The sequence below is a fragment of the Planctomycetota bacterium genome (assembly GCA_039819165.1).
Lineage (GTDB): Bacteria > Planctomycetota > Phycisphaerae > Phycisphaerales > UBA1924 > JAHCJI01.
On sequence record JBCBSM010000001.1, the window covers coordinates 2330142 to 2355923 of the forward strand.

A 25782-nucleotide genomic window follows, 5' to 3' on the forward strand; every position below is an offset into this window, starting at 1 on the left:
TATCGGGCGGAGCCCCCACCACGGGCGCTACACTCGATCTTGTGCCGCCGGGCGCGGACGGATCGACGGGTGGCCCAGCCTCGGAGACGGCAGCGATGAGAGTGGTGTGCGATCGCGGTGCGTTGCTCGACGCGGTGAACATGGTGTCGTCGGTGGCCGCGGCACGGACGCCCAAGCCCCAGCTCACCTGCGTGAAGCTCACAGCCGAGACCAACAGCGACGGCGCGGGCGAGCTGACCCTCGCCGCCACCGATGGCGAGGTGGGCCTGCGGCTGCAGACCGCCCGGGTGGATGTGCAGGAGGCCGGGTCGGCCCTCGTGCCCGCCGACAAGCTCAAGCAGATCGTCGCCGCCGAAGACGCCGAGCCCACGCTCACCCTCGAGACCGAGGACCGCACCCTGACCGTCCGCGGCGAGGATGCCAATTTCACGCTGCTGGGCTACGACCCCGCGGAACTGCCCCGCGTGCCCGACCGCAGCGACTTCGGGGCCGAGACGCTCCGCACCCGCTTCGACTTCCCGGCCGACCTCTTGCGGGACATGATCGCCCAGACGCTATTCGCGACGGCCCGCGAGACGACGCGGTACGCCATCAATGGCCTGCTGATGCGGCGTCGCGGCAAGGTGCTGGAGCTTGTCGCCACCGATGGCCGGCGGCTCGCGCTGACCCGCGGCACCGTGCCTGGTGCGGGCAAGGACGACGACGACGTCTCGTGCATCGTGCCCACCAAGGCGCTCTCGCTGCTGCAGCGGCTGGTCGACGGCGAGGACGAGACCGTGACGGTTGCCGTCGGCGACCAGCGGGCGCTCTTCGCCATCGGCATCTCGGACGATGGCCAGCCCCGGGCGGTGCTCAGCAGCACGCTCGTCGACGGCCAGTTTCCGCCCTACGAGGAGGCCATCCCGGGCGACCAGAACGTCAAGGCCACCTTCGATCGCGACGTGCTGCACAGCGCCGTCAAGCGAGCCGCGCTGCTGACCAACGAGGAGAGCAAGGGCGTCCGCATGGCCTTCAGCGGTGAGCAGAAGACCCTCGAGCTGTCCAGCCACGCCCCCGAGATGGGCGAGGCCCGCGTGCAGGTGGAGCTGAAGGGCTACGACGGCGCTGATGTCGAGATCGGCTTCAACCCCGCCTTCATCACCGAAGCGCTCCGCGTGCTGCACGACGCCGACGTGACGATGGAACTCCGCGACGGCCGCCACGCCGGACTCATCAAGAGCTCGGGCAACGGCTTCCTCTACGTCGTCATGCCCGTCAACATCTGAGCCACCCGATGGGCAACGCCCTCGAGACGGCACGCGCCATCGCCGCCGGCGAGCGATCGGCCGCCGCCGAGATCCGTGCGGCGCTCGATCGCATCGACGCGGTCCAGCCCGAGCTGAACGCCTTCGTCGACGTCTTCGCGGATCGCGCACTCGAACGCGCACGGGCCGTCGATGCCGCGATCGCGTCCGGCCGGCCCGTTGGCCCGCTCGCCGGCGTGCCCGTCGCCGTCAAGGACAACATCTGCCTGGACCACGGCCGGACGACCTGCGCCAGCCGGATGCTCGAGAGCTATCAGAGCCCGTTCACGGCGACCGCGGCGCGTCTGCTGGAGGAGGCCGGCGCGATCGTCGTCGCCAAGGCCAACCTCGACGAATTCGCGATGGGCGGCAGCGGCGAGCACTCGGCCTTCGGGCCCGCCCGCAATCCGTGGGATGCCGGACGCGTCCCCGGCGGCAGCAGCAGCGGCAGCGCCGCGGCCGTCGCCGCGGGCGCGGTGCCGGTAGCGCTGGGCTCGGACACGGGCGGCTCGGTCCGCCAGCCCGCGGCGTTCTGCGGGCTCGTGGGCGTAAAGCCGACCTATGGCCGCATCTCGCGATACGGGCTCGTTGCCTTTGCCAGCAGTCTCGACCAGATCGGCGTGCTGGCGACCGACGCCGCCGACGCGGCCGCCGTGCTGTCGGCCCTGTGCGGCCATGATCCGCTGGACTCCACCAGCGCACCGCGGGAGTCCGAGGACTTCGCCGCCGGCCTCGACGAGTCGATCACGGGCGAGAGGATCGCCGTCGTCGCGCAGCCCGGCGATGCGCCGCCGCACCCCGCGTTGGTCGCGGCCGTCGAGTCCGCGTCGGCGGCGTTGCGCGACGCCGGCGTGTCCGTCGAGCCCGGAGACCTGCCCCACACCGACTACGGCATCGCGGCGTACTACCTCATCGCGACGGCCGAGGCGTCCAGCAACCTGGCCCGCTACGACGGCGTCCGCTACGGCCGGCGGGCCGACCTCGCGCCGGGCGACGGGCTCGAGGCCCTCTACGTGAAGTCGCGGAGCGAGGGCTTTGGCCCCGAGGTGCAGCGGCGGATCCTGCTGGGCACGCACGCGCTGAGCCGCGGCTACAGCGAGCGGTACTACGCCCGCGCACTGCGCACGCGACGGCTCATCAAGCGGGACTTCGAGGCCCATTTTGACGCCGGCGCGCGAGCCGTGCTGATGCCGACGACGCCCGGACCGGCGTTCCGGCTGCACGAGAAGGACGCCGACCCGATGCAGCTCTACCTCGAGGACGCCTACACCGTGGGGGCGAGCCTCGCGGGTCTGCCGGCGGTCAGCGTGCCCGCGGGCTACGCCGACGTCGACGGCACGCGGCTGCCGATCGGCGTGCAACTCGTGGGCCGCCCCTTCGACGAGGCCGGCCTGCTGCGGATCGCGCGCGCCATCGAGCGCACGCTGGGCGTGTGCGCGCCCAGCCCGATGCGGGCGGGCCTCCTCGCCGGCTAGCGTGTCCTAGCCGTACAAGAGAAACGCCATCGCCACGAGCATCGTGAGCACGACGAAGTTGTTCAGGAAGTGCGCGACGATGGGCGCGATGAGCGACCCCCGCCACGCCCGCAGCAGCGCGAAGTTGAACCCCAGCACCGTCACGGGGATGAGCTGGAGCGCCTGATAGCCGTGCATGAGGCCGAACACGAGCGCCGACAGCACCGCCGCCAGCGGCAGAAAGGCGATCCGCGACCGGAGATGGCGGAGCAGCGCCCCGCGGAAGACGAGCTCCTCGCACAGCGGCGCCCACACCGTCGCGAGCGTGAAGAACAGCACCAGCGTCAGGGGGTCGAGCGACTTGACCAGCTCCAGGATCGGATTCACCGGGGCGGCGGCCTCGGGATCGCCCGGCAGCAGGATCTCCTGGAGGAGCAGCAGCGCGATCATCACCGCGATGCCCACCAGCAGCAGCGGCAGCAGCGCGAGGTAGCCCACGAGCCCCGCGCCCACCTCGACCAGCACGCCCCGCGGTGCGCGCAGCCCCAGATCATCCTTGATGCGCCGCCACGATACCCCGCGGAGCAGCGGCCACAGCGGGCACAGCAGCAGCAGCCACTGGGCGGGCAGCGCGAGCAACCCGACGATCTCGACGGCCGGACTCCCGATGGCCCCCGCGATCGCCTGCGCCCCGACGAGCAGTGCAAAGCCCACGACGAAGGCGACCGCCGACTCGAGGTAGACGCTGCCGCCCGCCCCGGGGCGCTCCATCCGCAGCGGCACTACGCCGCCCGCGACGCGGACGAGCGCAACCACGCCGAGTGCAAGCCCCGACAGCACCGCGAGGCCCATGGCGACCAGGCAGCCGAACAGAAGCAAGAGCGGGCCGAGCGCACCACCGAGCAACCGCTCGCGCGCGTCGGCCTCTGGAGCCTCGTGGGCGATGCCGACCAGCTCGCCGAAGAACCCGTGCCGCTCGATGAACCCATCGACCGTATCGACATCGAGGGGTTCGGCGTCCGCGCCCGCGGCGAGTTCGTTGTAGTAGCCCGCGAGCAGCTCGGCATCGAGCCGCAGCCGATCGGCCTTCGCCGGATCCAGTTCGGCGAGGCCGCCCTCGGGATCGCGGAAGTCCTCGGCGAGGCGGTCCAGCCGATCGGCGGCCTCGTCCACGCCCACGAGCTGCCCGGCCGCGATCGCCGCCCGCAGCCGATCCACCGGCCGCTGGACGGCGGCGTCGACCTGCCCCTGGAATTGCCCGCCGCCCTGCCCGAGCGAGAAGGCGGCCCGCGCGCCCAGCCGCGCCGCGATCTCGACCTGGTCGCCCGCCGGCGCCGCGATGGCGGCCGGGTCGGCCTCGGGCGTCTCGGCGGCCTCGAGCTGCTGCAGTGCGACCACCACCGGCAGCGACACCAGCAGCACGAGCCAGGCCACCAGGGCCCCGCGCCGCGACCCGGGATCGGGCGGCCTGGGTGCCGGCGGGCGTGGCGGCTCCGGCTGCATGGGGGGGGCGATCGCCGGCGTGTGGGGCTGATCCATCGGGCAATCATCGGCCGACGACCCCTCCGCGGCCATCGGGTGAGGGTGTGCCGCCTTGACGGCCGCCGCCGCTCGTCTACTGTTTGCGTCCCGCAAGGGGGCCCCGCCACGGACGCGTCGTGGCCCCTCGCGGACCGTATCGCCAATCCTGCGGCCGCCAGCGTGCTGGCGATCGTCCGTCCCGCCCGGTAGGCGGCGCACAGAAGAGCCCACGGCGGCGTTGTGTCGTCGGCCCGCATCGGCGGGAAGCCTCGGAGAGCAGCATGCGTCGGCAGACCTTCATGGCGCGGGGCGGACCGGCCCCCAAGGACGGCCCGGACGAGGGCCGCGTGCCCCACGACTGGCACATCGTCGACGCCCAGGACCAGGTGCTCGGTCGGATGGCCGCCGAGATCGCCCAGGTGCTGATGGGCAAGCACAAGCCCACGTACACGCCCCACGTCGATACCGGCGATTACGTCATCGTGACCAACGCCAAGCTCGTGAAGCTCACCGGCCGCAAGGCCGAGCAGAGCGTCCGCACCCGCTACACGGGCTACCCCGGCGGGCTGAAGGTCGAGACCTTCGGCCGGCTGCGGGAGCATCGGCCCGAGCGGCTCGTCGAGGACGCCGTTCGTCGGATGCTGCCCAAGAACCGCCTGGGCCGCGTCATGCTCAAGAAGCTCAAGGTATACCCGGGCACCGAGCACCCGCACCAGGCCCAGCAGCCCGTGGAGATGAAGCTCTGATGGCAGACCAGACCCCCGGCGAGCAGCCCGCCACCGCGCCGACCCCCTCCCCAGCCCCGGACGCTCCGGTGCCCGCCGAAGCCCAGCCGCCGACGACCGGCGCGCCGCTGCTGGGCGGCAGCGCACTGGCGCAGGCCGTCGCCGACGAGGGCCCCGAGCCCACCGCCCGCCGCGTCCGCGAGGCCGTCCCGCCCGATCGCCACGGCTGGTGGTGGGGCGTGGGCCGCCGCAAGGCCGCCGTCGCCCGCGTCCGCATGAAGCCCGCCAAGACCGAGGGCCAGGGCGACATCCAGATCCAGGTCAATCGCAAGAAGTTCAAGCCCGTGGCCGAGTACTTCACCGAGCAGCGCGACCAGAACGACTGCTACGCGCCGCTGGAGGTCACCGGCACCCGCGGCCGATTCGACGTGGTCGTCCGCGCCGACGGCGGCGGCTACATGGGCCAGGCCCAGGCCGTCCGCCTGGGCATCGCCCGAGCCCTGCGGGACTACGACCCCAGCCTCGAGGACGCCCTCCGCGATGCGGGCTATCTCTCGCGGGACGCCCGCCGCGTCGAGCGGAAGAAGTACGGCCAGCCCGGCGCCCGCCGCCGCTTCCAGTTCTCGAAGCGGTAGTCCAGACTCTCCACCCGAATCGATCCACCGGCCCCTCGTCCATGCGGGGGGTCTTTCTCTTGCGCGTGCCGGCCGCTCACCTCGTGCACGGGACCACCCGATAATCCGAGCGTGGACCGCATGCCCGACGCCCCCCGATCCCTCGACGACCTGCGCCGCCTCATCGACGACGCCGACGAGCGGCTGGTCGCGCTGCTCAACGAGCGGGCGGACCTCGTGGTCGAGGTCGGCCGCCGCAAGCAGGCCGATGGCACGCCCATCTACGCCCCGGACCGCGAGCGTCGCGTGCTCGATGCCGCCAGGGCCCGCAACGCCGGCCCGCTGCCCGACCGCACCATCGAGGCCATCTACCGCCAGCTGATGTCGGGCTCGTTCGCGCTCGAGCGACCGCTGCGGATCGCCTACCTCGGGCCGGCGGGCTCGTACTCGCACCTCGCCGCTCGCGCCCACTTCGGTGCGAGCGTGGAGTTCGCCCACGTCAGCTCGATCGCCGCGGTCTTCGGCGAGGTGATCCGCGGCCACGTCGATTACGGGCTAGCGCCCATCGAGAACAGCACCGCCGGCGGCATCATCGAGACGCTGGACGCCTTCATCGAGCACGCGACCGAGGTCTCGATCTACGCCGAGGCGCAGGTCGCCGTGAAGCACGCGCTCATGGCCGGCTGCCCCGCCGACGCGATCACCCGCATCCACAGCAAGCCCGAGGTCTTCGCGCAGTGCCAGCAGTGGCTGGCGGCTCGCTATCCAAGGGCCGAGCTCATCCCCGCGGCCTCATCCAGCCGCGCCGCCATCACCGCCGCCGAGGAGACCACGCAGGCGCGGAGCATCGGCGCCAGCCCCGGGTCGGCCGCCATCGGCACGCCGCTGGCCGCCGAGCTCTACGGCCTGGCGGTGCTCGTCGAGTCCATCCAGGACCAGCCCAACAACATCACGCGCTTCGTGGTGCTGTCCAAGGAGCGCACCGGCCGCACCGGCCAAGACAAGACCAGCATCCTCTTCGAGACCAGCGACGAGCCCGGTGCGCTGGCCGACGTGCTGGCGGTCTTCCGCGCCCACGGCGTCAACCTGACCCACATCGAGAAGCGACCCAGCCGCCGCGAGAACTGGACCTACACCTTCTTCATCGACGCCGCCGGCCACATCGATGATGACGCGGTACGCGCGGCGATCGACGAAGCCAAGACCCGCTGCCCGAGGCTGACGGTGCTGGGGAGCTACCCGCGGGCGAAGGGCGTGATGTAGCCGCAGTCCGAGTCAGCGAAAGCGGATCATTCCGATCCACACGTTGTGCTCCCGCATCGCGCTGGTCATGACGCACATGCCGCCGCCCAGCGTGGCGAAGCCCTCGAGTTCGTCGGTCGGCTCGTCGAGGTCCACGAAGGGCGCGTCCCGCGCATCGCCGGCGGCGATGGCCTCCTCCAGCGCTACGAACGTGAAGCGATACCGAAGCCCGGCGACCTGGTTCTGGATGAGCACCAGCGTGCCCGTTTCGTCGAGCCAGTGCACGTTCTGCACGTAGGGCGTGCACGGCACGCTCGCCACGAGCACGCCGTCCGCGCTCGTATTCTCGACGGCACGCAGCCGCTTGGGGTCGTACAACCGGATGGCGTTGCCCTCGCTGCCGTAGTCGCTCGTCGCCAGCAGCCAGCGGTTCTGGTACCGCGCGTAGTGCGGCCGCGTGCCGTTGACCGCGGCATCGTCGAGTGCGCGGTGGAGGATGGCCCCGTCCAGCGTGCCCCGCTCCCACGCGGCGTCCCAGTCCAGCCAGAAGATCTGGCCCACGCCCGCGACGGTGTCGCCCAGGATGACCGTCCGGCCATCGAGGCTCGTGAGGCCCGTGGGGTGGGCGGCGACGTCCTCGCCGTCGACCGTCAGCCGCAGCACGCGGCCGGTGGGCACGAGGTCGCCCCGGCGCGCCGCATCGAGTTCGTATTCGCGGATGATGCCGGTGTCCGCGTCGCCGTAGATGTACAGGTGCTCGCCGATGACGCTCACCCCCTGGCCCGCTCCGACATCGACCGTGTAGCCGGTGAACGGACCCAGGGCCACCGCCGGTCCGGTGGTGTGTTCGTCGATCGTTGCCGTCGGCGTGGCGGCGTCCTGCATGGCCAGCATCGGCATGCAGATCGCCGCGAAGATCGCGGCGACCGTCGGTCGTAGTGACATCTTCATTCGTCCCTCCTCTGCGGCGTACGCTCGCGCCGGACCGTACCATCGCCGGCGACGATCCGCCGGCCACGCGAGAGGAGGAACTCCACGTGCCCGCACTGTCGATCATCGTCCTTGCCGCCGTGCTCGCCAGCCAGAGCAGCTTCCAGACCGACGCCCGCCCGCAGCAGCCGGAGTCGGTCGCGCCCGAGCCGCTCAGCGGCGAGGCCGTCACGCGGATCGCCTTCGGATCGTGCTTCAATCCCAACCGCCAGCCGCACACGATCTGGGACGCCGTGGAGGCCTACGACCCCGAGGTCTTCGTGATGCTGGGCGACAACGTCTACGCCGACACCGAGGACATGGCCAAGATGCGGGCCGACTACGACGCCCTCGACGCCATCCCGGCCTTCGCCCGCGTCAAGGAAGCCGCCCACTTCCTGGCCACCTGGGACGACCACGACTTCGGCCAGAACGACGCCGGGGCCGAGTATCCGAAGCGGGCCGAGAGCCAGCAGGTGATGCTGGATTGGGCCGGCGAGCCCGAGGACACCTGGCGGCGGCGGACGCCCGGCATCTACGACGCCGAGGTGTTCGGCCCCGAGGGCCAGCGCGTCCAGGTCATCCTGCTCGACACCCGCTACTTCCGCGGCCCGCTGGCTACGGGCGAGCGGGACCGCGACTGGGCCGACGGCATCGCGGGCGGCTACGTGATGGACTTCGACTCGTCGTCCACCATGCTGGGAGCTGCGCAATGGGCGTGGCTGGAACACGTGCTCGAGCAGCCCGCCGACCTGCGGATCATTGCCAGCTCGATCCAGATCATCCCCGAGGATCACCGCTTCGAGAAATGGGCCAACCTGCCCAGGGAACGAGCGAGGCTCTTCGAGGTGATCGAGGGGGCCGCAGCCGAGGGCGTGGTGTTCATCTCGGGCGACCGCCATCGCGCCGAGATCAGCCGCTTCGACCCCGGCCGCGCCACGCCCGGCGCCGGCACCTTCGACGGCTACACGCTCTACGAGATCACCAGCTCGGCACTCAACCGATCTAGCAGCGGACGCACCTTCGAGGATCGCTTCTCCAACGAGCTCAACCGCCACGTCGTCGGCAACCAGTACCAGGCCAACAACTTCGGCTCCATCACCATCGATTGGGCCAACGAGCGGCTGACGCTCGCCATCCACCGCGAGAACGGCCAGCCGGCGATGATGCAGGCCGTCGAATTCGACGAACTCGCCCGCGGCCGCTAGCCGATGCTCGCTCCGGCGGCATCGCACGAAGGAGGACGGCCATGGACCCCGCGCAGCCCACGACGCCACCGACCGCGCCGCCCACGGTGGCATCGCCCGCGCGCGCCTGCGGTTCGTGCGGCTATCCGATGCGGGACCTGCCCGCGAACGCGCCGTGCCCCGAATGCGGCATAGCGCCCAGCGTGCCGTGCATCTCGTGCGGCTACGAGCTGACGGGCCTGGCGCCCGAGGGCGCGTGCCCCGAGTGCGGCGAGCCGGTGGCGCGATCGCTGCGGGGCGACTTCCTGGCGTTCTGCGGCCGCGACTACCTCCGCACGCTGGCTCGTGGGCTGAAGATGGCGCGCTGGGGCCTGGCGACGATGGTGATCATCTTCCTGGTGAGCGTCGTCCTGGTCGTGCTGGTGGGCGTTGCCGGCGCGGGGTTCGGTGCCGGCGGGGGCGGCGGTGGGCCCGCCGCGGCGCTCGGCATCGGCATCGTGGCCTGGTTCCTGGTTGCGGGCCTCGGGGGCCTGACCGCCCTCATCCTCCTGCTCGTGGGCCTGTGGTTCGCCAGCACCCGCGACCCCGGCAAGCCCGATCACGAGGATCCGCGATCCCGCCGCGTGCTCCGCGGCATGATCATCGCCTACATCGTCGTCACGGGCGTGTCCTGGTTGTTCGCCGGCATCGGCGCGGTCAACCCCGCATCCGCGACGGGCGCACTCTTCACGGGCCTCAACGGTCTCGCGACCATCGCGGGCCTGATCGTGCTCGTCGTGTTCCTGGTGGCGCTCAGCCGCTACCTCCGCACGCTGGCGGACCGCGTGCCCGACAAGATCGCCCGCCGCCACGCCAAGCGCATCGTAACGGGCCTGATCCTGTTCGCGATCGGCATCGGACTGGCCTTCGCCGGACTGTTCGTCGGCCTGGTCGGGGGCGGCACCGTGGTCATCGTCGCCACCATCATCGGCGGGTTGCTCTACTTTCTCTCGGCCCTCTTCGTGCTCGCCGCGGTCTACAACGCGTTCGTTCGCCTGAGCAGGGCCACCTCGAAGATCGCCGCGGGCGCCGCCGCATAGAGCGTGGCCGCCGCCCTCGATCGCGGGCCGTGGTGCATCCGTTGCGGCTACGAGCTCGCGGGACTTTCGCACCAGGGCGTGTGCCCCGAGTGCGCCGCGCCCATCCGCGACTCGCTGTTTGCCAGCCCGCTGGCCGACGACCCCCGCTACCGCGAAGCGCTCCGCGACGGGGCCGCGACGATCCGCGTCGGGCTGGTCATTGCGGTGCCCTTCGGCGTGTGCCTGCCCTTCGTGCTGCCGCTCGCGCTGCTGCTGCTCGCGCTCGGCGTCTGGCGGGTCACTCGCCCGGCGCCCCGCGTCCTGACGCACGAGGGCGAGGTCGTCCGCCGGCGGCTGCGCTGGAGCATGACGCTCGCGACCATGCTGATCGCGGCGTGGCTCGCTTCCCTGTTCGGCCCGTCGGCGATCGAGCCCGTCCAGTGGGCGCTCGGGCTCGGCGGTGGGGCCGCCCTGCTGCTCGCCGTGCACTCCACGCCCGGCTTCTTGCAATGGCTGGGCGAGCGTGGGCGGATCTCCGCCGTGCGGGCGGCGGCCAACGCGACGCGGGTGTCCGCGTGGGGCCTGATCCTCGGATCGATCGTGCTGGGCATCGCCGTCCTGCTGGACCACGTCGTGCCCGGTCTCGGCGGGTGGATGGAGTTGATCGGCGGCGGCAGCGCGCTCGTCGTGCTGCTGTGCGCCATCCTCTTCGCGGTGCAGGTCTTCGCGGTGGCGGGCGATCTCCGCCAGGCGCTGCCGCGGAAGGTCGATCGCTCGACGCATTCCTGAGCGTCCGTGGGGCGCACGAAAAAGCAGCCCAGGGGGCTGCCGAACGGGCGTCGTCTTGCGTTGGATTCAGCCGTCCGAGGCGGCGGCATCGTCCGACGCGTCGGTGTCGCCGTTGCTGCTGCATGCCGCCGCGGTCACGCCGAGGGCGACCAGGAACAGCGTGAACACGGTGCGGAAGGCCAGGCGGATCTTCTCGTGCTGCATCTCGGTGTACTCCTGAGAGGGTGCGCGTTCCGCCTGTCTTCGACAAACCGCCGGCGATCGCTCAACTATCGTCGTCGCTCTCGCCGTCGGTCGCGTCGCCGATGGCGTCGCCCACGGCCTCGACGTCCTGGCCCGCGCCCTTGACGGTGTTGCACGCCGCCGCCGCCAGGGCGAAGGCCACGAACACGCCGGTCAGGGCGATGCGCATCGGGTTGACGGTCTTCTTGCTTTCCATGGCAACCTCCCTGGGCCGGCTCGCGGGCCGGCGTGACGGCCTACATCGCCCCGCCCTCGAAGATGACGCGCTCCTTCACGCGTCGGGGGTCCGGCTCGGGGACGGCGCTCAGCAGGCTCTGGGTGTACTTGTGCTGCGGGCGCTCGAGGATGTCGTCCCGCGTGCCCTCTTCCACGATCTTGCCCTTGTACATCACCGCGATCCGCCGGCACACGTGCTGGATGACCGCCATGTCGTGGCTGATGAACAGGTAGCTCAGCCCGAACTCGCCCTGCAGATCGGTCAGCAGGTTGATGATCTGGGCCTGGATGCTCACGTCGAGGGCGCTCGTCGGCTCATCGCAGACGATGAACTTGGGCTCCAGCGCGAGCGCCCGGGCGATGCCGATCCGCTGCCGCTGCCCGCCGCTGAACTCGTGCGGATAGCGGTCCGCCGCCGCCGCCGGCATGCCGCACCGCACCAGCAACTCCTCGACCCGCTTCCGCAGATCCCGTCGATCCTGCACCAGCCCGTGCACGATCAACGGCTCGCCAACGATCGAGGCGATCCGCATCCGCGGGTTCAGGCTGCCCGCCGGATCCTGGAAGATGATCTGCATGTCGCGACGCAGCGACTTCATTTGCGCGCCGTCGGCCTTGAAGACGTCCCGGCCCTCGAAGCTCACCGTGCCGCCCGTGGCTGGGATGAGCCGCAGCAGCGTGCGGCCCACCGTCGTCTTGCCGCAGCCGCTCTCGCCCACCAGGCCCAGGGTCTCGCCCTTGCCCAGGCCAAAGCTCACGCCGTCGACGGCCTTCACGTGGCTGGTCACCCGCTGCAGCAGCCCGCTGCGGACCGGGAAGTGCGTCTGCAGCCCGCGGACATCCAGCAGCGGGCGCTCGGTGCGCTCGGCGGTTTCGCGGGCCGGGGCGGGGGCGGCGGTGCTCATCGCGGCCATGGTAGCGGGCGGGCCGCCGACGCGAACCACTGGGCCCCACGCCCCGGGCGGCGTTGACCACCCGCCCACATCGGCTACACTGGCGCTCGCCGCGGCGCGGAGGCCCACCCGGCCAGAATCCGAGCCGCCACGGGCAGATAGCTCAGTTGGTAGAGCACGGCATTGAAAATGCCGGTGTCCCCGGTTCAAGTCCGGGTCTGCCCATTCGGGTGCTGTGCGGATCGCGGCGGGTCGCCGCGGAGCCCCTCCGAGGCACCCCTTCTCTAACTCCGAATCGGTTCGGCTGACGGGCACGGCACGTGCTTGCGGCGGTGCGGTGCGGCGTACTCCGCCAGTAGCGCCGTGTCCGCTGGATGGACCTGCGCCGTCACGAATTGGGGCCTCGCCTCGGCCGCGACAACTGCAGGCGTGGACCCCACCGACCTCGAGCGTCGCACCGCGATGCGAGTGCTGCTGCGCTGGCCCGTCCCCGCGATCGGAACCCAGCCCGCGCGGGTTCTTGTTGGTCCGCTCCTCGCGACCGGGCCACCATCCGGCAAGACCTAGCATCGCCGAAGCATGTACGCATGCAGTGTTTCGATCCGTGCATTGCATCCGGACATGCCAGCGGAGAGACGGATGATCAAGATGTGGCTCCTGATTGCCTCGGTTCTTGTAGCAGCGAGTCCCAGCGATGCGCACGCGCAGGACGGTGCGTCCCGCCCCGCCTTCTCCCCCGCGGACGTGTTCGAGCTGGAGCGTGCGGGCGGCCCGCGGATCTCGCCCGACGGGCGCATGGTCGTGTACACGCGTCTCGGCTTCGACATCCTGGAAGACGGCGGCACGTCGTCGCTGTGGATCATCAACGCCGACGGCACGGGGCACGAGCCACTCGTCGTGCTCGAGGCGGGCGTCTCGCAGCCGCGCTGGTCCCCCAACGGCGACCGCATCGCCTTCGTCTCATCTTTTAACGATCGCTCGCAGATCTTCGTGCACCACATGCAGAGCGGGCGGACGGCGCCGATCACGCGATTGACGCAGTCTCCGAGTTCGCTGGCGTGGTCGCCCGACGGGCGCCACATCGCCTTCGGGATGTTCGTGCCGGGAGAGGGCGCGAAGGCCGCGACCATCCCCCGCGCGCCGAGGGACGCCGATTGGGGCCCGCCCATCGAGATCATCGACGACCTCGTCTACCGCATCGACGGCCGCGGCGACCTCAAGCCCGGCAATACGCACCTCTTCGTCGTCTCGGCCGAGGGCGGCACGGCGCGGCAGATCACCTCGGGCGAGTTCGACCACAACGGGCCCTACTCGTGGACGCCCGACGGCGCGGCCATCGTCCTGAGCGCCAACCGGCGCGAGGACCGCGAGCTTGAGCCACAAGATTCCGATCTCCACGCGGTCGACGCCAAAACGGGCGCTATCACGCAGCTCACGAGCCGCTTCGGCCCCGATACGCAGCCCGCGGTGTCGCCCAATGGGCGCACGGTCGCATACGTCGGCTTCGACGACCGCTTCCAGGCGTACCAGCTCCAGAAGCTGCACCTCGTCGACATCGACGGCGCGAACCCCCGCGTCCTTGCGGCCGAACTCGACCGCTCTGTCGCGGCCCCAACCTGGAGCGCCGACGGCCGTGCCCTCTTCGTCAGCTCCACCGACCACGGCCGCACGAAGATCCTCCGCGTCGATGCAAATTCGGGCGACGTGACCGAGGTCGCGCATGACCTGGGCGGCATGTCCCTCGGGCGCCCCTACGGCGGTGGGTCCTTCACCGTCGGCGGCAACAACACCATCGCCTTCACGCAGGCGTCGCACGCGAGGCCCGCCGAACTCGCGATCGCGCGGCGCGGCGCCGTGCGCACCATCACGAACCTCAACGGCGACCTGATGGACCATCGCGACATGCGGCCCATCGAGATGTTCTGGACAGACTCCACGATCGACGACGAGCGCATCCAGAGCTGGTACGTGACGCCGCCGGGCTTCGATCCGTCCAAGAAGCACCCGATGATCCTCGAGATCCACGGCGGGCCGGTCGCGGACTACGGCCCGCGCTTCGCGAGCGAGATCCAGCTCTTCGCCGCCGCGGGATACGTCGTTCTCTACGTCAATCCCCGCGGATCGACCAGCTACGGCGAGGCGTTCGGCAACGCCATCCACCACGCCTACCCGGGCGGCGACTATCAGGACCTCATGGACGCGGTCGACAACCTGATCGCGAAGGGCTTCATCGACGAGGACCGCCTCTTCGTCACGGGCGGATCGGGTGGCGGCGTGCTCACCGCGTGGATCGTCGGCAAGACCGACCGCTTCGCGGGCGCCGTCGTCGCCAAGCCGGTCATCAACTGGTACTCGATGATCCTCTACGGCGACTTCCCCGCCTTCTTCATGAAGTACTGGTTCCCCGGCCCGCCGTGGGAGCACCAGGACCACTACATGGCGCGGTCGCCCATCTCCCTCGTCGGCAACGTCACGACGCCCACGATGCTGCTAACCGGTTCGAACGACCTCCGCACGCCCCTTGCGGAGACCGAGCAGTACTACACCGCGCTCAAGCTCCGCGAGATTCCCACCAAGCTCGTGCGGGTCCCCGACGCCGCCCACGGCATCGCCGCAAGGCCCTCGAACCTCATCGCCAAGGTCGCCGAGATCCTCGCCTGGTTCGAGGAGCACGACCCCGGGGCGGAGTGATCTTCGCCCCGCCGGGGCCTAGGGCGCGCCACGCCAGAGCGACTCGCGCGGGGTGGGGGGCGCCGCCGCGGGCGGCTTGGTGCTCAGCGCCGGCTTGCGGCTCCAGCGGCTCCCCATCTTCGCAACCGACTGGATCACGTCGATGCACTCCTGGCCCTCCAGCGCGTCGGCGAAGAGCAGCAGCCGCAGCGGGCGCTTGCAGGCGATGGCCTGCAGCGCCCGCGCGGGCGCCCCACGCTCGTTGGTCATGTCTATACCAGGGCCAGATCAGCGTGCCGATGGCCTTCTCCTTCCGCGGCATTTCCCGGAAGTAGGCCGCCATGGCGTCGAACACCGCGTCGGGCGTGCCGCCGGCTCGCTTGGGGTGCTCCATCTCCGCCAGGAACTCGGCCATGCACATCAGCATCCGGTCGTCGGTCTCGTCGCCCGATGCGGAGTGCCCGCCGATCATCTCCCGCGCCTCGGGCTTCAGCATCGTGTGGTGCGCGACCAGCAACGCCGCGAATCGCCGCTCCGGATCCCCGTCGGCGAGCACGGGCGCGGCCAGCCGCAGCCGACCGATGGCCCCCAGTCCTCGTACCGCTCGCTGCCGAGCATCGCGACGATGGCGTGCCGCCCCATGCGGCCGACCTCATGCACGCCCTGGATCGAATCCACCAGCACGCCCCGTACGGCGTCGGCGTTCGGTCCCGGCCCGCTCAGCGCCGCCGCGAGCAGACGGCCGGTCTCCACCACGTCGACGTACATGCCACCGTCGTCGCGGGCCTCGGGTGGCGGCGGCACGACGAAGTCGTCCATCAGTCGCCTGCGTCCGCCGAGCGATCGGCTCGTGATGGTGAGGGCTATCCGTGGTCGCCGTGCGTCGACCAGCGAGTGGGGCAACGCCCGAACGCCGACCCCGCGTTCCAGTAGCGGGACTCCCGCTACGCGCATCCCGCATCGAAGGCGTTCTGGAACGCCAGGAAGTCGAACAGTGTCAGTTCGCCGTCGCGGTCGATGTCGGAGGTCGGCTCGCCTGCATCGAAGGCGTTCTGGAACGCCAGGAAGTCGAACAGCGTCAGCTCGCCGTCGGAGTCGAAGTCGGCCACGCACGCGACGCCATCGATGATGAGCGCCTCGTCGCCCAGCGCCGCGCCGACGAAGAAGTCCACCGTGCCGTCCCCCGTAACGTCGCCGATGCCCACCGCGTCGAAGCCGAACTGCGATCCAGGCACCAGGTAGCTCATCGTGCGGAGCACGCCGCCCGTGCGTCCCGACACCACGGTGGCCCGGTTGGCCAGGTAGCTCCCGCTGATGATGTCGTCGTGGCCGTCGCCGTCCACGTCGCCCGCCCCGCGTCCACAGCCCAGGCCGAATCCCAGGCCGTCCGGCCCGCCGCCAGCGACGCTCAGCAGCACGGCGCCGTCGACCCCGCTGTACACGTAGAAGTGTCCGCCCGAGCCGCCGTTGAAGTCGCCCACGTACACGTCCGGCGTGCCGTCGTTGTTGGTGTCGCCGGCGGCTCCGGTAAAGAACTGCCCGAACGCCCGGCCCGTCACCGTGGGCTCCAGCGGGCCGAGCAGGTGCGCCCCGGTTCGCCCCGAGAAGACGTCGGCCCGATTGGCCCCGGGCGAGCCGACGGCGAAGTCGGTGGCGCCGTCCCCGTCGATATCGCCCACGGCGCCGATGCCCGAGCCGAACAACGCGCCCTCGCCCCAGCCCTCCAGCGTGTGCAACGCCGACCCATCCGATCCGCGGAGGACGTAGGCCCGCCCATCGTTCGAGCCGATGCTCGTCGGATCGGTCACGTCGCTGAAGGCGGCCCCGACCGCGACCTCGCCGAAGCCATCGCCGTCGACATCGCCCAGCCCCGTGACGGCGTAGCCGAACAGCTCGCTGCCGTTGAAGCTGTCGACCCGACGGATGAGATCACCCCGCGTGGCGGCGCCGCCGGAGAAAACGTAGGCGCTGCCCTCGAACCCGCCCCGGCGCGTAGCACCCACCACCACGTCGTGCGCACCGTCGCCGTCCACGTCGCCCGCGTCGGCGATCGCCCAGCCGAAGTTCTCATTCGGACCGCTCGGGCCGAGATCCATGAGCACGCCGCCCCCCAGGCCGCTGTGCACCACGACCCGGCCATCGCCCAGCACGCCCGGCGTGCCACCCGCGAAGGGTGCGCAGTTGATGGCCTCCATTGCGCCATCGCCGTCGATGTCTGCCAGGGGCGATACCGCCCAGCCGAAGCGGCCCTCGCCCGCGAATCGCTGATGGACGACGACGCCCGGCTCGGCGAACTGGGCCTGGGCGGTTGCTGTCGGGCCGGCGGCGATCGCGGCGAACGCGGCCGCCGGGATGCAGCCGGCGATCCTGGGATATGGGACGGTCATGGATGGGCTCCTTGCGCCGTGGCCCGCCATGGGCCGCGTGCGACCATTCTGCCGGAACACCAGGCCGCGGGCTATCGAAACCCTGCTCGGCGGAGCCGGTAGCAGCATGCGGGGAGGCCTTGCATGCGGACAGCGCGCCGCGGAGCAACCAACCAGGAGACGCCGCAGCCACCGGCGGACCACAACCGCCTGCGGGTGGAGTCGGCGCGCTGGTCGCACGGCCGCTTCCGCCTGCCCGTGGACGCCCCGGACTTCGGGGTCGCTGGAGCCATCGCCCGGCCGACCATCGTCTTCCCCCGCGAGCCGGTCCGCATCCTCCATCCCGATGCCGAGGCCATCGTTGCCGACGCCAACACCGTGATGGTGTACAACGCCCACCAGCCCTACGCCCGCGAGGCCATCTCGGGCCGCGGCGACCGCTGCGAGTGGTACAGCGTCTCGCCCGCCGTGGCGCTCGAGATCGTCCGCGACCTCGGCATGGACGCCGGCGACCCGCAGCGGCCGATGCCCGTGACGCACGTCGCCTGCCCGGCCAGCCTCTACGCCGCGCAGCGCCGATTCGCCGACGACATCGCCCGCGGCGTCGAGCAGAGCCCGGATGCTCCCGTTGCGCACGATGAGCACGTCTTCGCCATGTTCCGCAGCGTGCTCGGTGCCGCCCGGTCGCCGCGCCAGCGGCGGCTCTCGGCCGCCCGCGAGCCCACCCGCGACGCGCACCGTCGGCTCGCCGAGGACGCCAAAGAGCTGCTGGCGACGCGGCTGGCCGAGCGACTCACGCTCGATCGCCTCGCCGATGACCTCGACGTCTCGCCCTACCACCTCGCCCGCGTGTTCCGGCTCTGGACCGGCGCGTCCATCCACGCCTACCTCACGCGCCTGCGCATCGCCGCCGCCATGGACCTGATCGAGCAGCGGGCCTCGCTCACCCACGCGGCCCTCCGCACGGGCTTTAGCAGCCACAGCCACTTTACGAGTACGTTCCGGAGGATGACCGGCGAGACGCCATCCCGATGGCGCCGCCGCCACGGGCCAACCTAGCCGTGCCGCGCACGCCGGCCTCCATGCCTCGCTACGCCACGCCCCGATCCTCCGGCGCACCGCGGTAGCGGCCCGCCGACCGGGACGCGCCGCGCTTGCGGCTGCCGTGCCGGTCGTACACCCGCTTTGCCTCCGATCGCGCCTCCGCCGTCTTCCGCACCGCGAAGATCCGCCGCTGCGCCTGGCGGTACGCCGCCGCGTGCTCGACGATCGGCCGCGGATAGCCCCCGCCCGGCACCCAGCCGAACAGCGAGCCCCCGCGCCACGGCTCGTGCACCTCGTCGCCCTCCACATCGGCCAGCTCGGGCACCCACCGCCGGATGAACACGCCGCCGGGATCCTGGTCGCGGCCCTGCTTGATGGGGTTGTAGATCCGCACCGTGTTGATGCCCGTGGTGCCGCTCTGCATCTGCACCTGGCTGTAGTGGATGCCCGGTTCGAAGTCGACGAACAGCCGTCCAAGGTGCCGCGCCAGCGGCCGCCAGTGCAGCCACAGGTGATACGCCGCGACGCTCACCAGCATCGATCGCATTCGGAAGTTCATCCAACCGGTGGTCCGCAGGCACCGCATGCACGCGTCGGCGAAGGGGTAACCCGTCCGGCCCTCGGCCCACGCGTCGAAGCGCAACCGCTCGTCGTCGCTCCATGCGCCCTCGTCCTCGGTCCGCAGCCCGTCGTAGCCGCGGTGCATGTTGCGGAACTCGATGTCCGGCTCGCTCTCGAGCTTCTGGATGAAGTGGCAGTGCCAGTGCAGCCGCTTCTCGAAGCTCGCGATCGATCCCCTCCACCGGCCGCCGACGCCCTCACGCCGCAGTTCGTCGGCCCGCTTCCGCGCCGCCTGGTACGCCGCACGCACCGACAGGCTGCCGTACGCCAGGTGCGGGCTCAGCCGGCTGCACGCATCCCACCCCGCCAGCGGCGAGGACATGTTCCGCTGATAGGTCTCGCCCCGCTCGCTCAGGAAGCTCGCCAGCAGCGACCGCGCCTCGCCGGCCCCGCCCCGCTGCGCGCCTCGCGTCTCGCACTCCGTCCGCACGCCCAGCTCGCCCGCCGACGCGATGCCGCCCGCCCGGAGTCCATGGACGTTGGGCCACGGCTCGAGCAACCGGGGGGCCGCGAGCACCGGCGCCCGCATCCGCCGCTCCCATTGCCTCGCCCAGCCATCCCGGGACTTCAGACCCCGCACGACGCCGTGCTGCGCGACCTCGTGCCAGGCCACGCCCCGCCGCCTGCACCACGCCGCGACCCGCCGATCGCGGTCGTACGTCACCGCCAGCCCGGTCTCCTCATGGCTGTACAGCCGCTCGAAGCGGTGCTCGTTCCACAGCCGTTCGAGCACGTCCACCGCATCGCCCCGGCGGATCAGCAGCACCGACCCCAACGCGGCGAACTCCTCCTGTAGTTCCCGCAGGCAGTCGTTCGCGAACTCCAGGTGCCGCGCATCGTGCTCGTCGGCCTCCAGCACGCACGGCTCGTAGGCGTACAGCCCGAGCACCGGGCCCGACGCGGCCGCCCGCACGAGCGGCTCGTGGTCCTCCACCCGAAGGTCCCGCTTGAACCACACGAGCCCCGCCGACACCGCGCGCCCTCCTCTATGCAGGTTCAATCATCCGACCAGCTACCGAGGAACGGTTGAGCGCACGTCCGAACCACGCCGGCGCGGTACCCCCCCGCGAGGGGATTCCGACGCCGATGCCTTCGCCACGGCCGATCCGCCCACTAGATGCACCAGAATCCACTCTTTCTCTCTCTCGCGCTCGATCACCCGCCGCTGATCGGCGACAACCCTGCAGCGCTCACTCGGCAACCCGCGGGTTGCGATGCCGCTCCACCGTGTGCATTGTGCCTTTCTACGCGGATCGTGATGTTGCTGCGTCCGCCCATTCGACCGGCACGAAACCACCCCTTGGATGGAGAGACCGGGGAGCGAGCGCGGACTACAGGTGCGAGCCGCGCACGGCACCCGGCGAGAGAACACGCGTCGCACCACGTGAGGAAGACATGAGATCGATCACATTCGCCACCGCCGCGCTCACCGCGACCGCCGGCACCGCCCTTGCGCAGGAATTCGCCGTCGTGGGCGGCCAGACCAGCGTGCTGCTCGATACGGGCACGCTCTCGGCCGCCGCCAGCCTCGACCTCTCGGGCGTCTCGTCCGACGTCATCGCCCCGGGCGCCCTGGGCGCCGATAGCGTCGCGTTCGGCATCAACCCCCGTGACGCCGCCACGCTGCCCACCACATTCCTCTACGACACCGACCTGGCCGACTTCTCGGGCACCATCGAGCACACCGGCTCGGTCTTCTTCAACATGGACACCGTCGAGGTCGGCAACTTCACCATCGGCTTCGATGCCGGCCGCGTCGGCGGCGACCGCAGCGGCTTCTTTGTCGAGAGCACCACCGGCATCGCCGCCATCCTCTTCGATGTCGGCACGCCCAGCGACCTCGTCGCCGACGACACCGGCCTGCAGATCGGGGCCGACCTGCTGGTCTCCAACGAGTTCGCGACCTTCCTGGTCGACCAGGGTCTGGCCGCCAGCGATCTGACCGGCGCCGACGTCGGCGATGCCCTCGTCGAGGGCGTCATCCCCGCGCCGGCCTCGCTCGCGCTGCTCGGCATGGGCGGCCTGCTGGCCGCACGCCGCCGCCGCTAGCAACGCCCTGCTCTAACTCTCTCTCTACGAGGCCGTCCGCGACGCGACGGCCATCCGAGTCGCCCCACGTGCGTGCCCCCACGGTGCATGCACGCGGGGTGTGTTCGCATGCTCTGCCAGATCGGCCTATACGCCGGTGCGGTCGGGCTCGAGCGCCTCGAGCATGTCGGCGTAGCTGCCCGTCAGCGGTTCGCCCAGCGTGGGCCCGAGCACCGTTCGCAGCTCCTGGATCCGCTCGTGGCACCGCGCCACGTTGTGCGCGGGGCTTACGTGCGCCTCCAGCTCGCAGAACTCACCGAGGTCCTCGATCGCGTCGAAGTGGATCCGCACGTTGCCCCGCATGAAGGCCCGGCGAGTCTTCTCGACGACCCGCCACACCGGCGGATCGCTCCGCCCAAACCGCAGACGCGCCTGCGACTCGTCGTACACCGTGTACCGGCACAGGTGGGGCTGTGGCCGATCCAGCCGCTCGTAGAAGATGTACTCCACGGGCTCATCGGCCGCCTCGCGACGCTTGAATACGCCGCTGGGCACGCGGAAGTAGGTGTCCCGCAGCACCAGCGTGATCAGCGGCGTCGCCCCCGCGTGCAGCACGGCGGCGATGGCCGAATCGGCGTCCCGCAGCTCGGCTCGGAATTCCAGGCTCTGCATGCCGCCTCCACGCACCGCCCGCGCACCGTCTCCGCACCGAGCACACCCACCGGGAAGTGCTATCGGGCCATCGCCCGCCGCACTTGAGCTACGGCGTGGCGTCCGCGGGGAGCTCCTCGAGCAGCCGGGCCTCGTCCCACACCTCCAGCCCAAGGCTCTCGGCCTTGGCCAGCTTGCTGCCCGCCTTGGCGCCCGCAACGACCACGTCGGTGTTCTTGCTCACCGACCCCGTGACCCTCGCGCCCAGGCCCTCCAGCACGTCCTTCAGCTCGTTGCGCTCGTAGCGCTCCAGCGTGCCGGTCATCACGAAGGTCCGCCCCGCGAAGGCATTGTCCGCCCCGGCCTCGGCCCCGCGCGCCCCCGGATCGACGTAGTCCCGGCTCGCCAGATCCACGCCGACCTCGCGGAGCTCGTCGAACAGCCGCGTCGCCGCCTCGGAGTGCAGGTACGCGTGCACGATCGGCGCCGTGGTCGCGCCCAGCCCGGTCTCGTCCCGCTCCTTGGGGTCCTCGGGCAGCCCCAGCTCTCGCGCCCGGGACTTGTTCAGCGTCTTGGGACGCAGCATCTCCTCATCGACGTCGAGCAACGCCCCGAGATCCGCGAACAACCGCGCGAGCGCCCGCGCCGTGCTCTCGCCCACATGGCGGATGCCAAGCCCCGCCAGCACCCGTGCCAGTCCCCGGCCCTTGGCGTCTTCGATGCCCGCGAGCATCAGCTCGACCGATCGCTCACCCAGTCCGTCCAGCTCGCGGAGCGCGTCGGCGTGCTCGCGCAGCCGGAACACGTCGGCGAAGCCATCCAGCGGGATGTCGCTGCCGCGGATCAGATCGATGGTCTTCTCGCCCAGCCCGTCGATGTCCATCTGCCGCCGCCCGACGAACCACACCAGCTTCTCGCGGAGCTGCGCGGGGCACTCGGGGTTCACGCAGCGGCGGGTCGTCTCGGACTTCGGATCGCCCCCCGCGCCGGGCGGCTCGATCTCGACTACGCCCTCGCACGCGGGGCATTGCGCGGGCGGCGTGATCCGCCTCGCCCCCTTCGGCCGCTCGCTGGTGACCACCCCCAGCACGTACGGAATGATCTCGCCGGCCTTCTCGATCTCGACGGTGTCGCCCAGACGGATGTCCTTCTGGGCGATCTGGCCGTAGTTGTGCAGCGTCGCGTGCCGCACCGTCGTGCCCGCCAGCAGCACGGGCTCCATCGTGGCCCGGGGCGTGATCTTGCCCGTCTTGCCGACCTGGTGCTCTACGCCCAGCACGACCGTCGTCGCGCGCTCGGCGGCGTACTTGTACGCGATGGCCCACCGCGGCGCCTTGCTCGTGACGCCCAGCGTCGCCTGCTGCGCGAAGCGGTTGACCCGCACCACCATGCCGTCGGTCAGGTAGTCCAGCTCGTGCCGACGCTCGGCGAAGCCCTCGATGGCCTCCAGCACGCCCTCCGCGTCGCTCGCCGTCGTGGCCATCGGGCTGGACGGCACGCCCAGCCCACCGAGGCGCTCCATGAACCCCGAGAACGAATCCGCGAAGCCGTCGCCGACCTCCCCCCGCCCGTGCGCCACGAAGCCCAGCCTGCGGTGCGCCGCCACCGACGGGTCGAGCATCTTGATCGTGCCCGCCGTCGCGTTGCGGGGGTTCATCAGCGGTGGCTCGCCCGCGGCCTCGCGCTCCTTGTTGATCCGCGTGAACTCCGAGAGGGGTATGAACAGCTCGCCGCGGACCTCGAGCACCGCCGGCGCGTCGCCCGCAAGCCGCAGCGGGATCGCCCGCACCGTGCGCACGGCGTGGGTGACGTCGTCGCCCCGGGTGCCGTCGCCGCGGGTGAGGGCGTGGAGCAACTCGCCGCCTTCGTACCGCAGGCTGATCGCCACGCCGTCGATCTTGGGATCGCACACGAAGCGATCGGCCTCGGGTGCGCCGCCGAGCTTCTCGGCCACGCGATCGACCCAGCGGCGGACGTCCGCCTCGCTGTAGGTGTTGTCGATGCTCAGCATGGGCTGCGCATGGCCGCGGGTGACGAAGCCCTCGATGGGCTCGCCGCCGACGCGCACCGTGGGGCTGGCGGGGTCGGCCAGCTCGGGGTGCCGCGACTCGAGCTCGCCCAGTTCGGCCAGCAGGCGATCGAACTCGGCGTCGCCCATGATCGGGTCCGCGTCGGCGTAGTACGCGCGGTTGGCCCGGGCGAGCAGGTCGCGGAGCTCCTGGATGCGCTCGGGCTCGTCGGCCATGGCGCAGCCAGCGTAGGTACGATGCCGCGTGGCGGAGGCGACCATCATCGACGGGCGGGAGCTGGCGGGCCGGTACCGCGACGAGATCACCGATCGCGTCCGCCGCGCGCACGCCGCGGGCCGCACCGTGCGGCTGGACGCCGTGCTGGTCGACGACGGCGACAACGCCTCAAGGCAATACGCCGACAGCCAGTGCAGCACCTGCGGCGAGCTGGGGATCGACTACCGGTTGCACACGCTGCCGGCGTCGGCCGGGTTCGACGACATCGCCGGCCGCGTGCTGCTGCTCAACACCCAGGACGATTGCCACGCCATCATGGTGCACCTGCCGCTGCCCGAGGGCGTGGACGCCTACGAGGTGCAGCGCCGCATCGACCCCCGCAAGGACGTCGAGGGCGTCAACCCCGCCAACATCGGCAACGTCGTGTACGGCCGGTCGAGCCTGGCGCCCTGCACGGCGCTGGCGGCGGTCCGCATGATCCGCTCGACGGGCATCGAGCTGGCGGGCGCCCGCTGCGTGGTGGTGGGCGCGGGCGACGTGGTCGGCAAGCCCATCGCCGTCCTGCTGATGCGCCGCGAGGCCACCGTCATCAGCTGCAACGAGCACACGAAGAACCTGCCCGAGCTGGCACGCACCGCCGACGTGCTGGTCGCCGCCGCCGGCGTGCCCGAGCTGGTCCGCGGCGACTGGATCAAGCCCGGCGCCGTCGTGATCGACGTCGGCGTCAACCGCGTGACGAACGACGACGGCACGACCCGGACCGTGGGCGACGTCGCCTTCGACGAGGCCCGCCAGATCGCGGGCCACCTCAGCCCGGTGCCGGGCGGCGTGGGCCCGATGACCGTGGCGATGCTGCTGCGCAACGTCGTAGACGCCGCCGAGGGCGCCGCCAGCGAACTGTGACAGCACTCATGCCGGACGGGTGCTATCGGAATCGCGCAAGCAACTCCCGGATCGGCGGCTGGCGGTGCTCGAGCTGCAGGCTGCGGCGGAGGTGCTTCAGGCCCTCGTCGCGGGCCGCAACGTTGGTCTCGTCGCTCCACAGGTACTGGTTGAGCAGGTAGACGCCCAGGCCGTTGAGGGCGGGGTAGTGGTCCTCGTCGTACTGCAGCGCGGTCTCGAAGCCGACGAGCGCCTCGTCATAGTTGCGCAGCCGGAACTGGGCGCTGCCCAGCCGCTCCCATGCGATGGCCGACGGGTGCGTCCGCACGAGCTGGCTGAGCACGTTGACGACCTCGGCGTCCCGCCGCAGCGCGCGGAGGCTCTCGGCGAGATTAATGAGCAACTCGGCCGGGATCGGGTCGACCAGCTCGGCGGCCTGCTGGTACTGGTCGACGGCGTCGTCGTGCTCGTCCAGGGCGGCGTAAATGGTCCCGAGGTTGATCAGGGCGGCCGCGTCCCGGGGCGCCAGCAGCACGGCCCGCTCGGCGTAGTCGACGGCGAGGCCCGGCTCCTCGGCCTGCATGTAGGCGACCGAGAGGTTGATGTTGGCCTCGACGTTGCTGGGCTCCAGCTCCAGGGCCGCGAGGTAGGCGCCGATCGCCTGGCCGATGCGGCCGAGGATCTGCAGCACGCGGCCGTACTTCACGCGGGCGTCGGGATCCTCGGGCTCGATCTCGGTGGCGGTCTGGTAGTCGGCCAGCGCGTCCTCGTGGTTGCCCAGCAGCAGGTGCTGGTCGCCCGCGCCCAGGTACGCGTCCGACAGCAGCGGGTTGAGCTCGATGGCCCGCTCGAACTCGGCCAGCGCGTCCTCGGCGCGGCCCAGGCCGGCGAGGGCGGTGGCGTTGTCCAGCGCGTCGGTGGCGGCCCGCGATTGCACCCGCTTCTTGGGCGATGGGCCCGAGCCGCAGGCGGCGAGCGCGGCGGCGCATCCGGCCAGGGCCAGCACCAGGGCGACCGATCGCCCCGTCCTCCGCACGCGTGCCGCCGTCGTGTCCATCCGCTGCCCTTTCCTGCGCCTGA

Annotated in this window: 24 protein-coding genes and 1 tRNA gene; 13 read left to right on the top strand and 12 right to left on the bottom strand. The window is 71.2% G+C overall.

What is annotated here, in order from left to right:
• Nucleotides 1-95: 95 nt before the first annotated feature.
• Together dnaN and gatA are read left to right on the top strand one after the other, a co-directional pair.
• Entirely contained in the window at nucleotides 96-1265 is a 1170-nt protein-coding gene (gene dnaN / locus AAFX79_10185; protein ID MEO1008928.1) for a DNA polymerase III subunit beta, read from the top strand.
• An 8-nt stretch (nucleotides 1266-1273) separates the two neighbouring features.
• Entirely contained in the window at nucleotides 1274-2758 is a 1485-nt protein-coding gene (gene gatA, locus AAFX79_10190) for an Asp-tRNA(Asn)/Glu-tRNA(Gln) amidotransferase subunit GatA (GenBank protein MEO1008929.1), read from the top strand.
• A 6-nt stretch (nucleotides 2759-2764) separates the two neighbouring features.
• On the opposite strand, the gene AAFX79_10195 is transcribed toward gatA, so the two are convergent.
• A complete protein-coding gene (locus tag AAFX79_10195) occupies nucleotides 2765-4276 on the bottom strand; it encodes a CPBP family intramembrane glutamic endopeptidase (GenBank protein MEO1008930.1) in 1512 nt (503 codons plus the stop codon).
• A 281-nt stretch (nucleotides 4277-4557) separates the two neighbouring features.
• Between AAFX79_10195 and rplM the strand changes: the two genes are divergently transcribed.
• The 3 genes from rplM to pheA all read left to right on the top strand — a co-directional run bounded on the left by rplM (nucleotide 4558) and on the right by pheA (nucleotide 6860).
• A complete protein-coding gene (rplM, locus tag AAFX79_10200; protein MEO1008931.1) occupies nucleotides 4558-5004 on the top strand; it encodes a 50S ribosomal protein L13 in 447 nt (148 codons plus the stop codon).
• A 218-nt stretch (nucleotides 5005-5222) separates the two neighbouring features.
• Nucleotides 5223-5618: a 30S ribosomal protein S9 gene (gene rpsI / locus AAFX79_10205; protein MEO1008932.1), complete on the top strand. Its 396-nt coding sequence runs from the start codon at nucleotides 5223-5225 to the stop codon at nucleotides 5616-5618.
• A 120-nt stretch (nucleotides 5619-5738) separates the two neighbouring features.
• Nucleotides 5739-6860, top strand: a complete 1122-nt coding sequence (gene pheA, locus AAFX79_10210; GenBank protein ID MEO1008933.1) for a prephenate dehydratase — start codon at nucleotides 5739-5741, stop codon at nucleotides 6858-6860.
• 12 nt (nucleotides 6861-6872) lie between these two features.
• Here pheA and AAFX79_10215 read toward each other — a convergent pair whose 3' ends face one another.
• Nucleotides 6873-7784 (bottom strand): hypothetical protein, encoded by a 912-nt coding sequence (locus tag AAFX79_10215; GenBank protein MEO1008934.1) that lies wholly within the window; start codon nucleotides 7782-7784, stop codon nucleotides 6873-6875.
• Nucleotides 7785-7876: 92 nt separating this feature from the next.
• On the opposite strand from AAFX79_10215, the gene AAFX79_10220 reads away from it, so the two are divergent.
• From AAFX79_10220 to AAFX79_10230, 3 genes are read left to right on the top strand one after another with little or no spacing between them, the layout of a single operon-like run.
• Nucleotides 7877-9016: an alkaline phosphatase D family protein gene (locus tag AAFX79_10220; protein MEO1008935.1), complete on the top strand. Its 1140-nt coding sequence runs from the start codon at nucleotides 7877-7879 to the stop codon at nucleotides 9014-9016.
• Nucleotides 9017-9057: 41 nt separating this feature from the next.
• Nucleotides 9058-10074 carry a hypothetical protein gene (locus AAFX79_10225; GenBank protein ID MEO1008936.1) on the top strand — a complete coding sequence of 339 codons (1017 nt, stop codon included), beginning with the start codon at nucleotides 9058-9060 and terminating at the stop codon, nucleotides 10072-10074.
• A gap of 3 nt (nucleotides 10075-10077) precedes the next feature.
• Nucleotides 10078-10842, top strand: a complete 765-nt coding sequence (locus AAFX79_10230; GenBank protein MEO1008937.1) for a hypothetical protein — start codon at nucleotides 10078-10080, stop codon at nucleotides 10840-10842.
• A gap of 66 nt (nucleotides 10843-10908) precedes the next feature.
• Here AAFX79_10230 and AAFX79_10235 read toward each other — a convergent pair whose 3' ends face one another.
• The 3 genes from AAFX79_10235 to AAFX79_10245 all read right to left on the bottom strand — a co-directional run bounded on the left by AAFX79_10235 (nucleotide 10909) and on the right by AAFX79_10245 (nucleotide 12206).
• Complete coding sequence (locus AAFX79_10235) at nucleotides 10909-11046, bottom strand: hypothetical protein (protein ID MEO1008938.1); 138 nt, start codon at nucleotides 11044-11046, stop codon at nucleotides 10909-10911.
• A gap of 61 nt (nucleotides 11047-11107) precedes the next feature.
• Nucleotides 11108-11281, bottom strand: a complete 174-nt coding sequence (locus AAFX79_10240; protein ID MEO1008939.1) for an entericidin A/B family lipoprotein — start codon at nucleotides 11279-11281, stop codon at nucleotides 11108-11110.
• A 40-nt stretch (nucleotides 11282-11321) separates the two neighbouring features.
• Nucleotides 11322-12206, bottom strand: a complete 885-nt coding sequence (locus AAFX79_10245) for an ATP-binding cassette domain-containing protein (protein ID MEO1008940.1) — start codon at nucleotides 12204-12206, stop codon at nucleotides 11322-11324.
• A gap of 140 nt (nucleotides 12207-12346) precedes the next feature.
• Here AAFX79_10245 and AAFX79_10250 point away from each other — a divergent pair.
• Nucleotides 12347-12419: transfer RNA gene (locus tag AAFX79_10250), tRNA-Phe, on the top strand.
• A gap of 414 nt (nucleotides 12420-12833) precedes the next feature.
• Nucleotides 12834-14885: a S9 family peptidase gene (locus tag AAFX79_10255; GenBank protein MEO1008941.1), complete on the top strand. Its 2052-nt coding sequence runs from the start codon at nucleotides 12834-12836 to the stop codon at nucleotides 14883-14885.
• Between the two features lie 18 nt (nucleotides 14886-14903).
• Here AAFX79_10255 and AAFX79_10260 read toward each other — a convergent pair whose 3' ends face one another.
• The 3 genes from AAFX79_10260 to AAFX79_10270 form a co-directional block, all read right to left on the bottom strand.
• Nucleotides 14904-15134, bottom strand: coding sequence for a hypothetical protein (locus AAFX79_10260; protein ID MEO1008942.1), 231 nt, complete (start codon nucleotides 15132-15134; stop codon nucleotides 14904-14906).
• Between the two features lie 219 nt (nucleotides 15135-15353).
• Nucleotides 15354-15683 carry a hypothetical protein gene (locus tag AAFX79_10265; GenBank protein MEO1008943.1) on the bottom strand — a complete coding sequence of 110 codons (330 nt, stop codon included), beginning with the start codon at nucleotides 15681-15683 and terminating at the stop codon, nucleotides 15354-15356.
• Between the two features lie 125 nt (nucleotides 15684-15808).
• A complete protein-coding gene (locus tag AAFX79_10270) occupies nucleotides 15809-17251 on the bottom strand; it encodes a VCBS repeat-containing protein (protein MEO1008944.1) in 1443 nt (480 codons plus the stop codon).
• Between the two features lie 123 nt (nucleotides 17252-17374).
• Between AAFX79_10270 and AAFX79_10275 the strand changes: the two genes are divergently transcribed.
• Nucleotides 17375-18289: an AraC family transcriptional regulator gene (locus AAFX79_10275; protein ID MEO1008945.1), complete on the top strand. Its 915-nt coding sequence runs from the start codon at nucleotides 17375-17377 to the stop codon at nucleotides 18287-18289.
• Between the two features lie 31 nt (nucleotides 18290-18320).
• Here AAFX79_10275 and AAFX79_10280 read toward each other — a convergent pair whose 3' ends face one another.
• Nucleotides 18321-19868 (bottom strand): deoxyribodipyrimidine photo-lyase, encoded by a 1548-nt coding sequence (locus AAFX79_10280; GenBank protein ID MEO1008946.1) that lies wholly within the window; start codon nucleotides 19866-19868, stop codon nucleotides 18321-18323.
• Nucleotides 19869-20290: 422 nt separating this feature from the next.
• Between AAFX79_10280 and AAFX79_10285 the strand changes: the two genes are divergently transcribed.
• A complete protein-coding gene (locus AAFX79_10285; GenBank protein MEO1008947.1) occupies nucleotides 20291-20944 on the top strand; it encodes a hypothetical protein in 654 nt (217 codons plus the stop codon).
• Nucleotides 20945-21070: 126 nt separating this feature from the next.
• Here AAFX79_10285 and AAFX79_10290 read toward each other — a convergent pair whose 3' ends face one another.
• Together AAFX79_10290 and ligA are read right to left on the bottom strand one after the other, a co-directional pair.
• A complete protein-coding gene (locus tag AAFX79_10290; protein MEO1008948.1) occupies nucleotides 21071-21595 on the bottom strand; it encodes a CYTH domain-containing protein in 525 nt (174 codons plus the stop codon).
• Between the two features lie 88 nt (nucleotides 21596-21683).
• Nucleotides 21684-23819, bottom strand: coding sequence for an NAD-dependent DNA ligase LigA (gene ligA, locus AAFX79_10295; protein ID MEO1008949.1), 2136 nt, complete (start codon nucleotides 23817-23819; stop codon nucleotides 21684-21686).
• A 28-nt stretch (nucleotides 23820-23847) separates the two neighbouring features.
• On the opposite strand from ligA, the gene AAFX79_10300 reads away from it, so the two are divergent.
• The gene (locus AAFX79_10300; GenBank protein MEO1008950.1) at nucleotides 23848-24723 is read left to right on the top strand and encodes a bifunctional 5,10-methylenetetrahydrofolate dehydrogenase/5,10-methenyltetrahydrofolate cyclohydrolase; all 876 of its coding nucleotides are present in this window, start codon (nucleotides 23848-23850) and stop codon (nucleotides 24721-24723) included.
• 22 nt (nucleotides 24724-24745) lie between these two features.
• Here the strand turns inward: AAFX79_10300 and AAFX79_10305 are convergent, their stop codons facing one another.
• Nucleotides 24746-25759: a tetratricopeptide repeat protein gene (locus AAFX79_10305; protein MEO1008951.1), complete on the bottom strand. Its 1014-nt coding sequence runs from the start codon at nucleotides 25757-25759 to the stop codon at nucleotides 24746-24748.
• Between the last annotated feature and the right edge of the window lie 23 nt (nucleotides 25760-25782).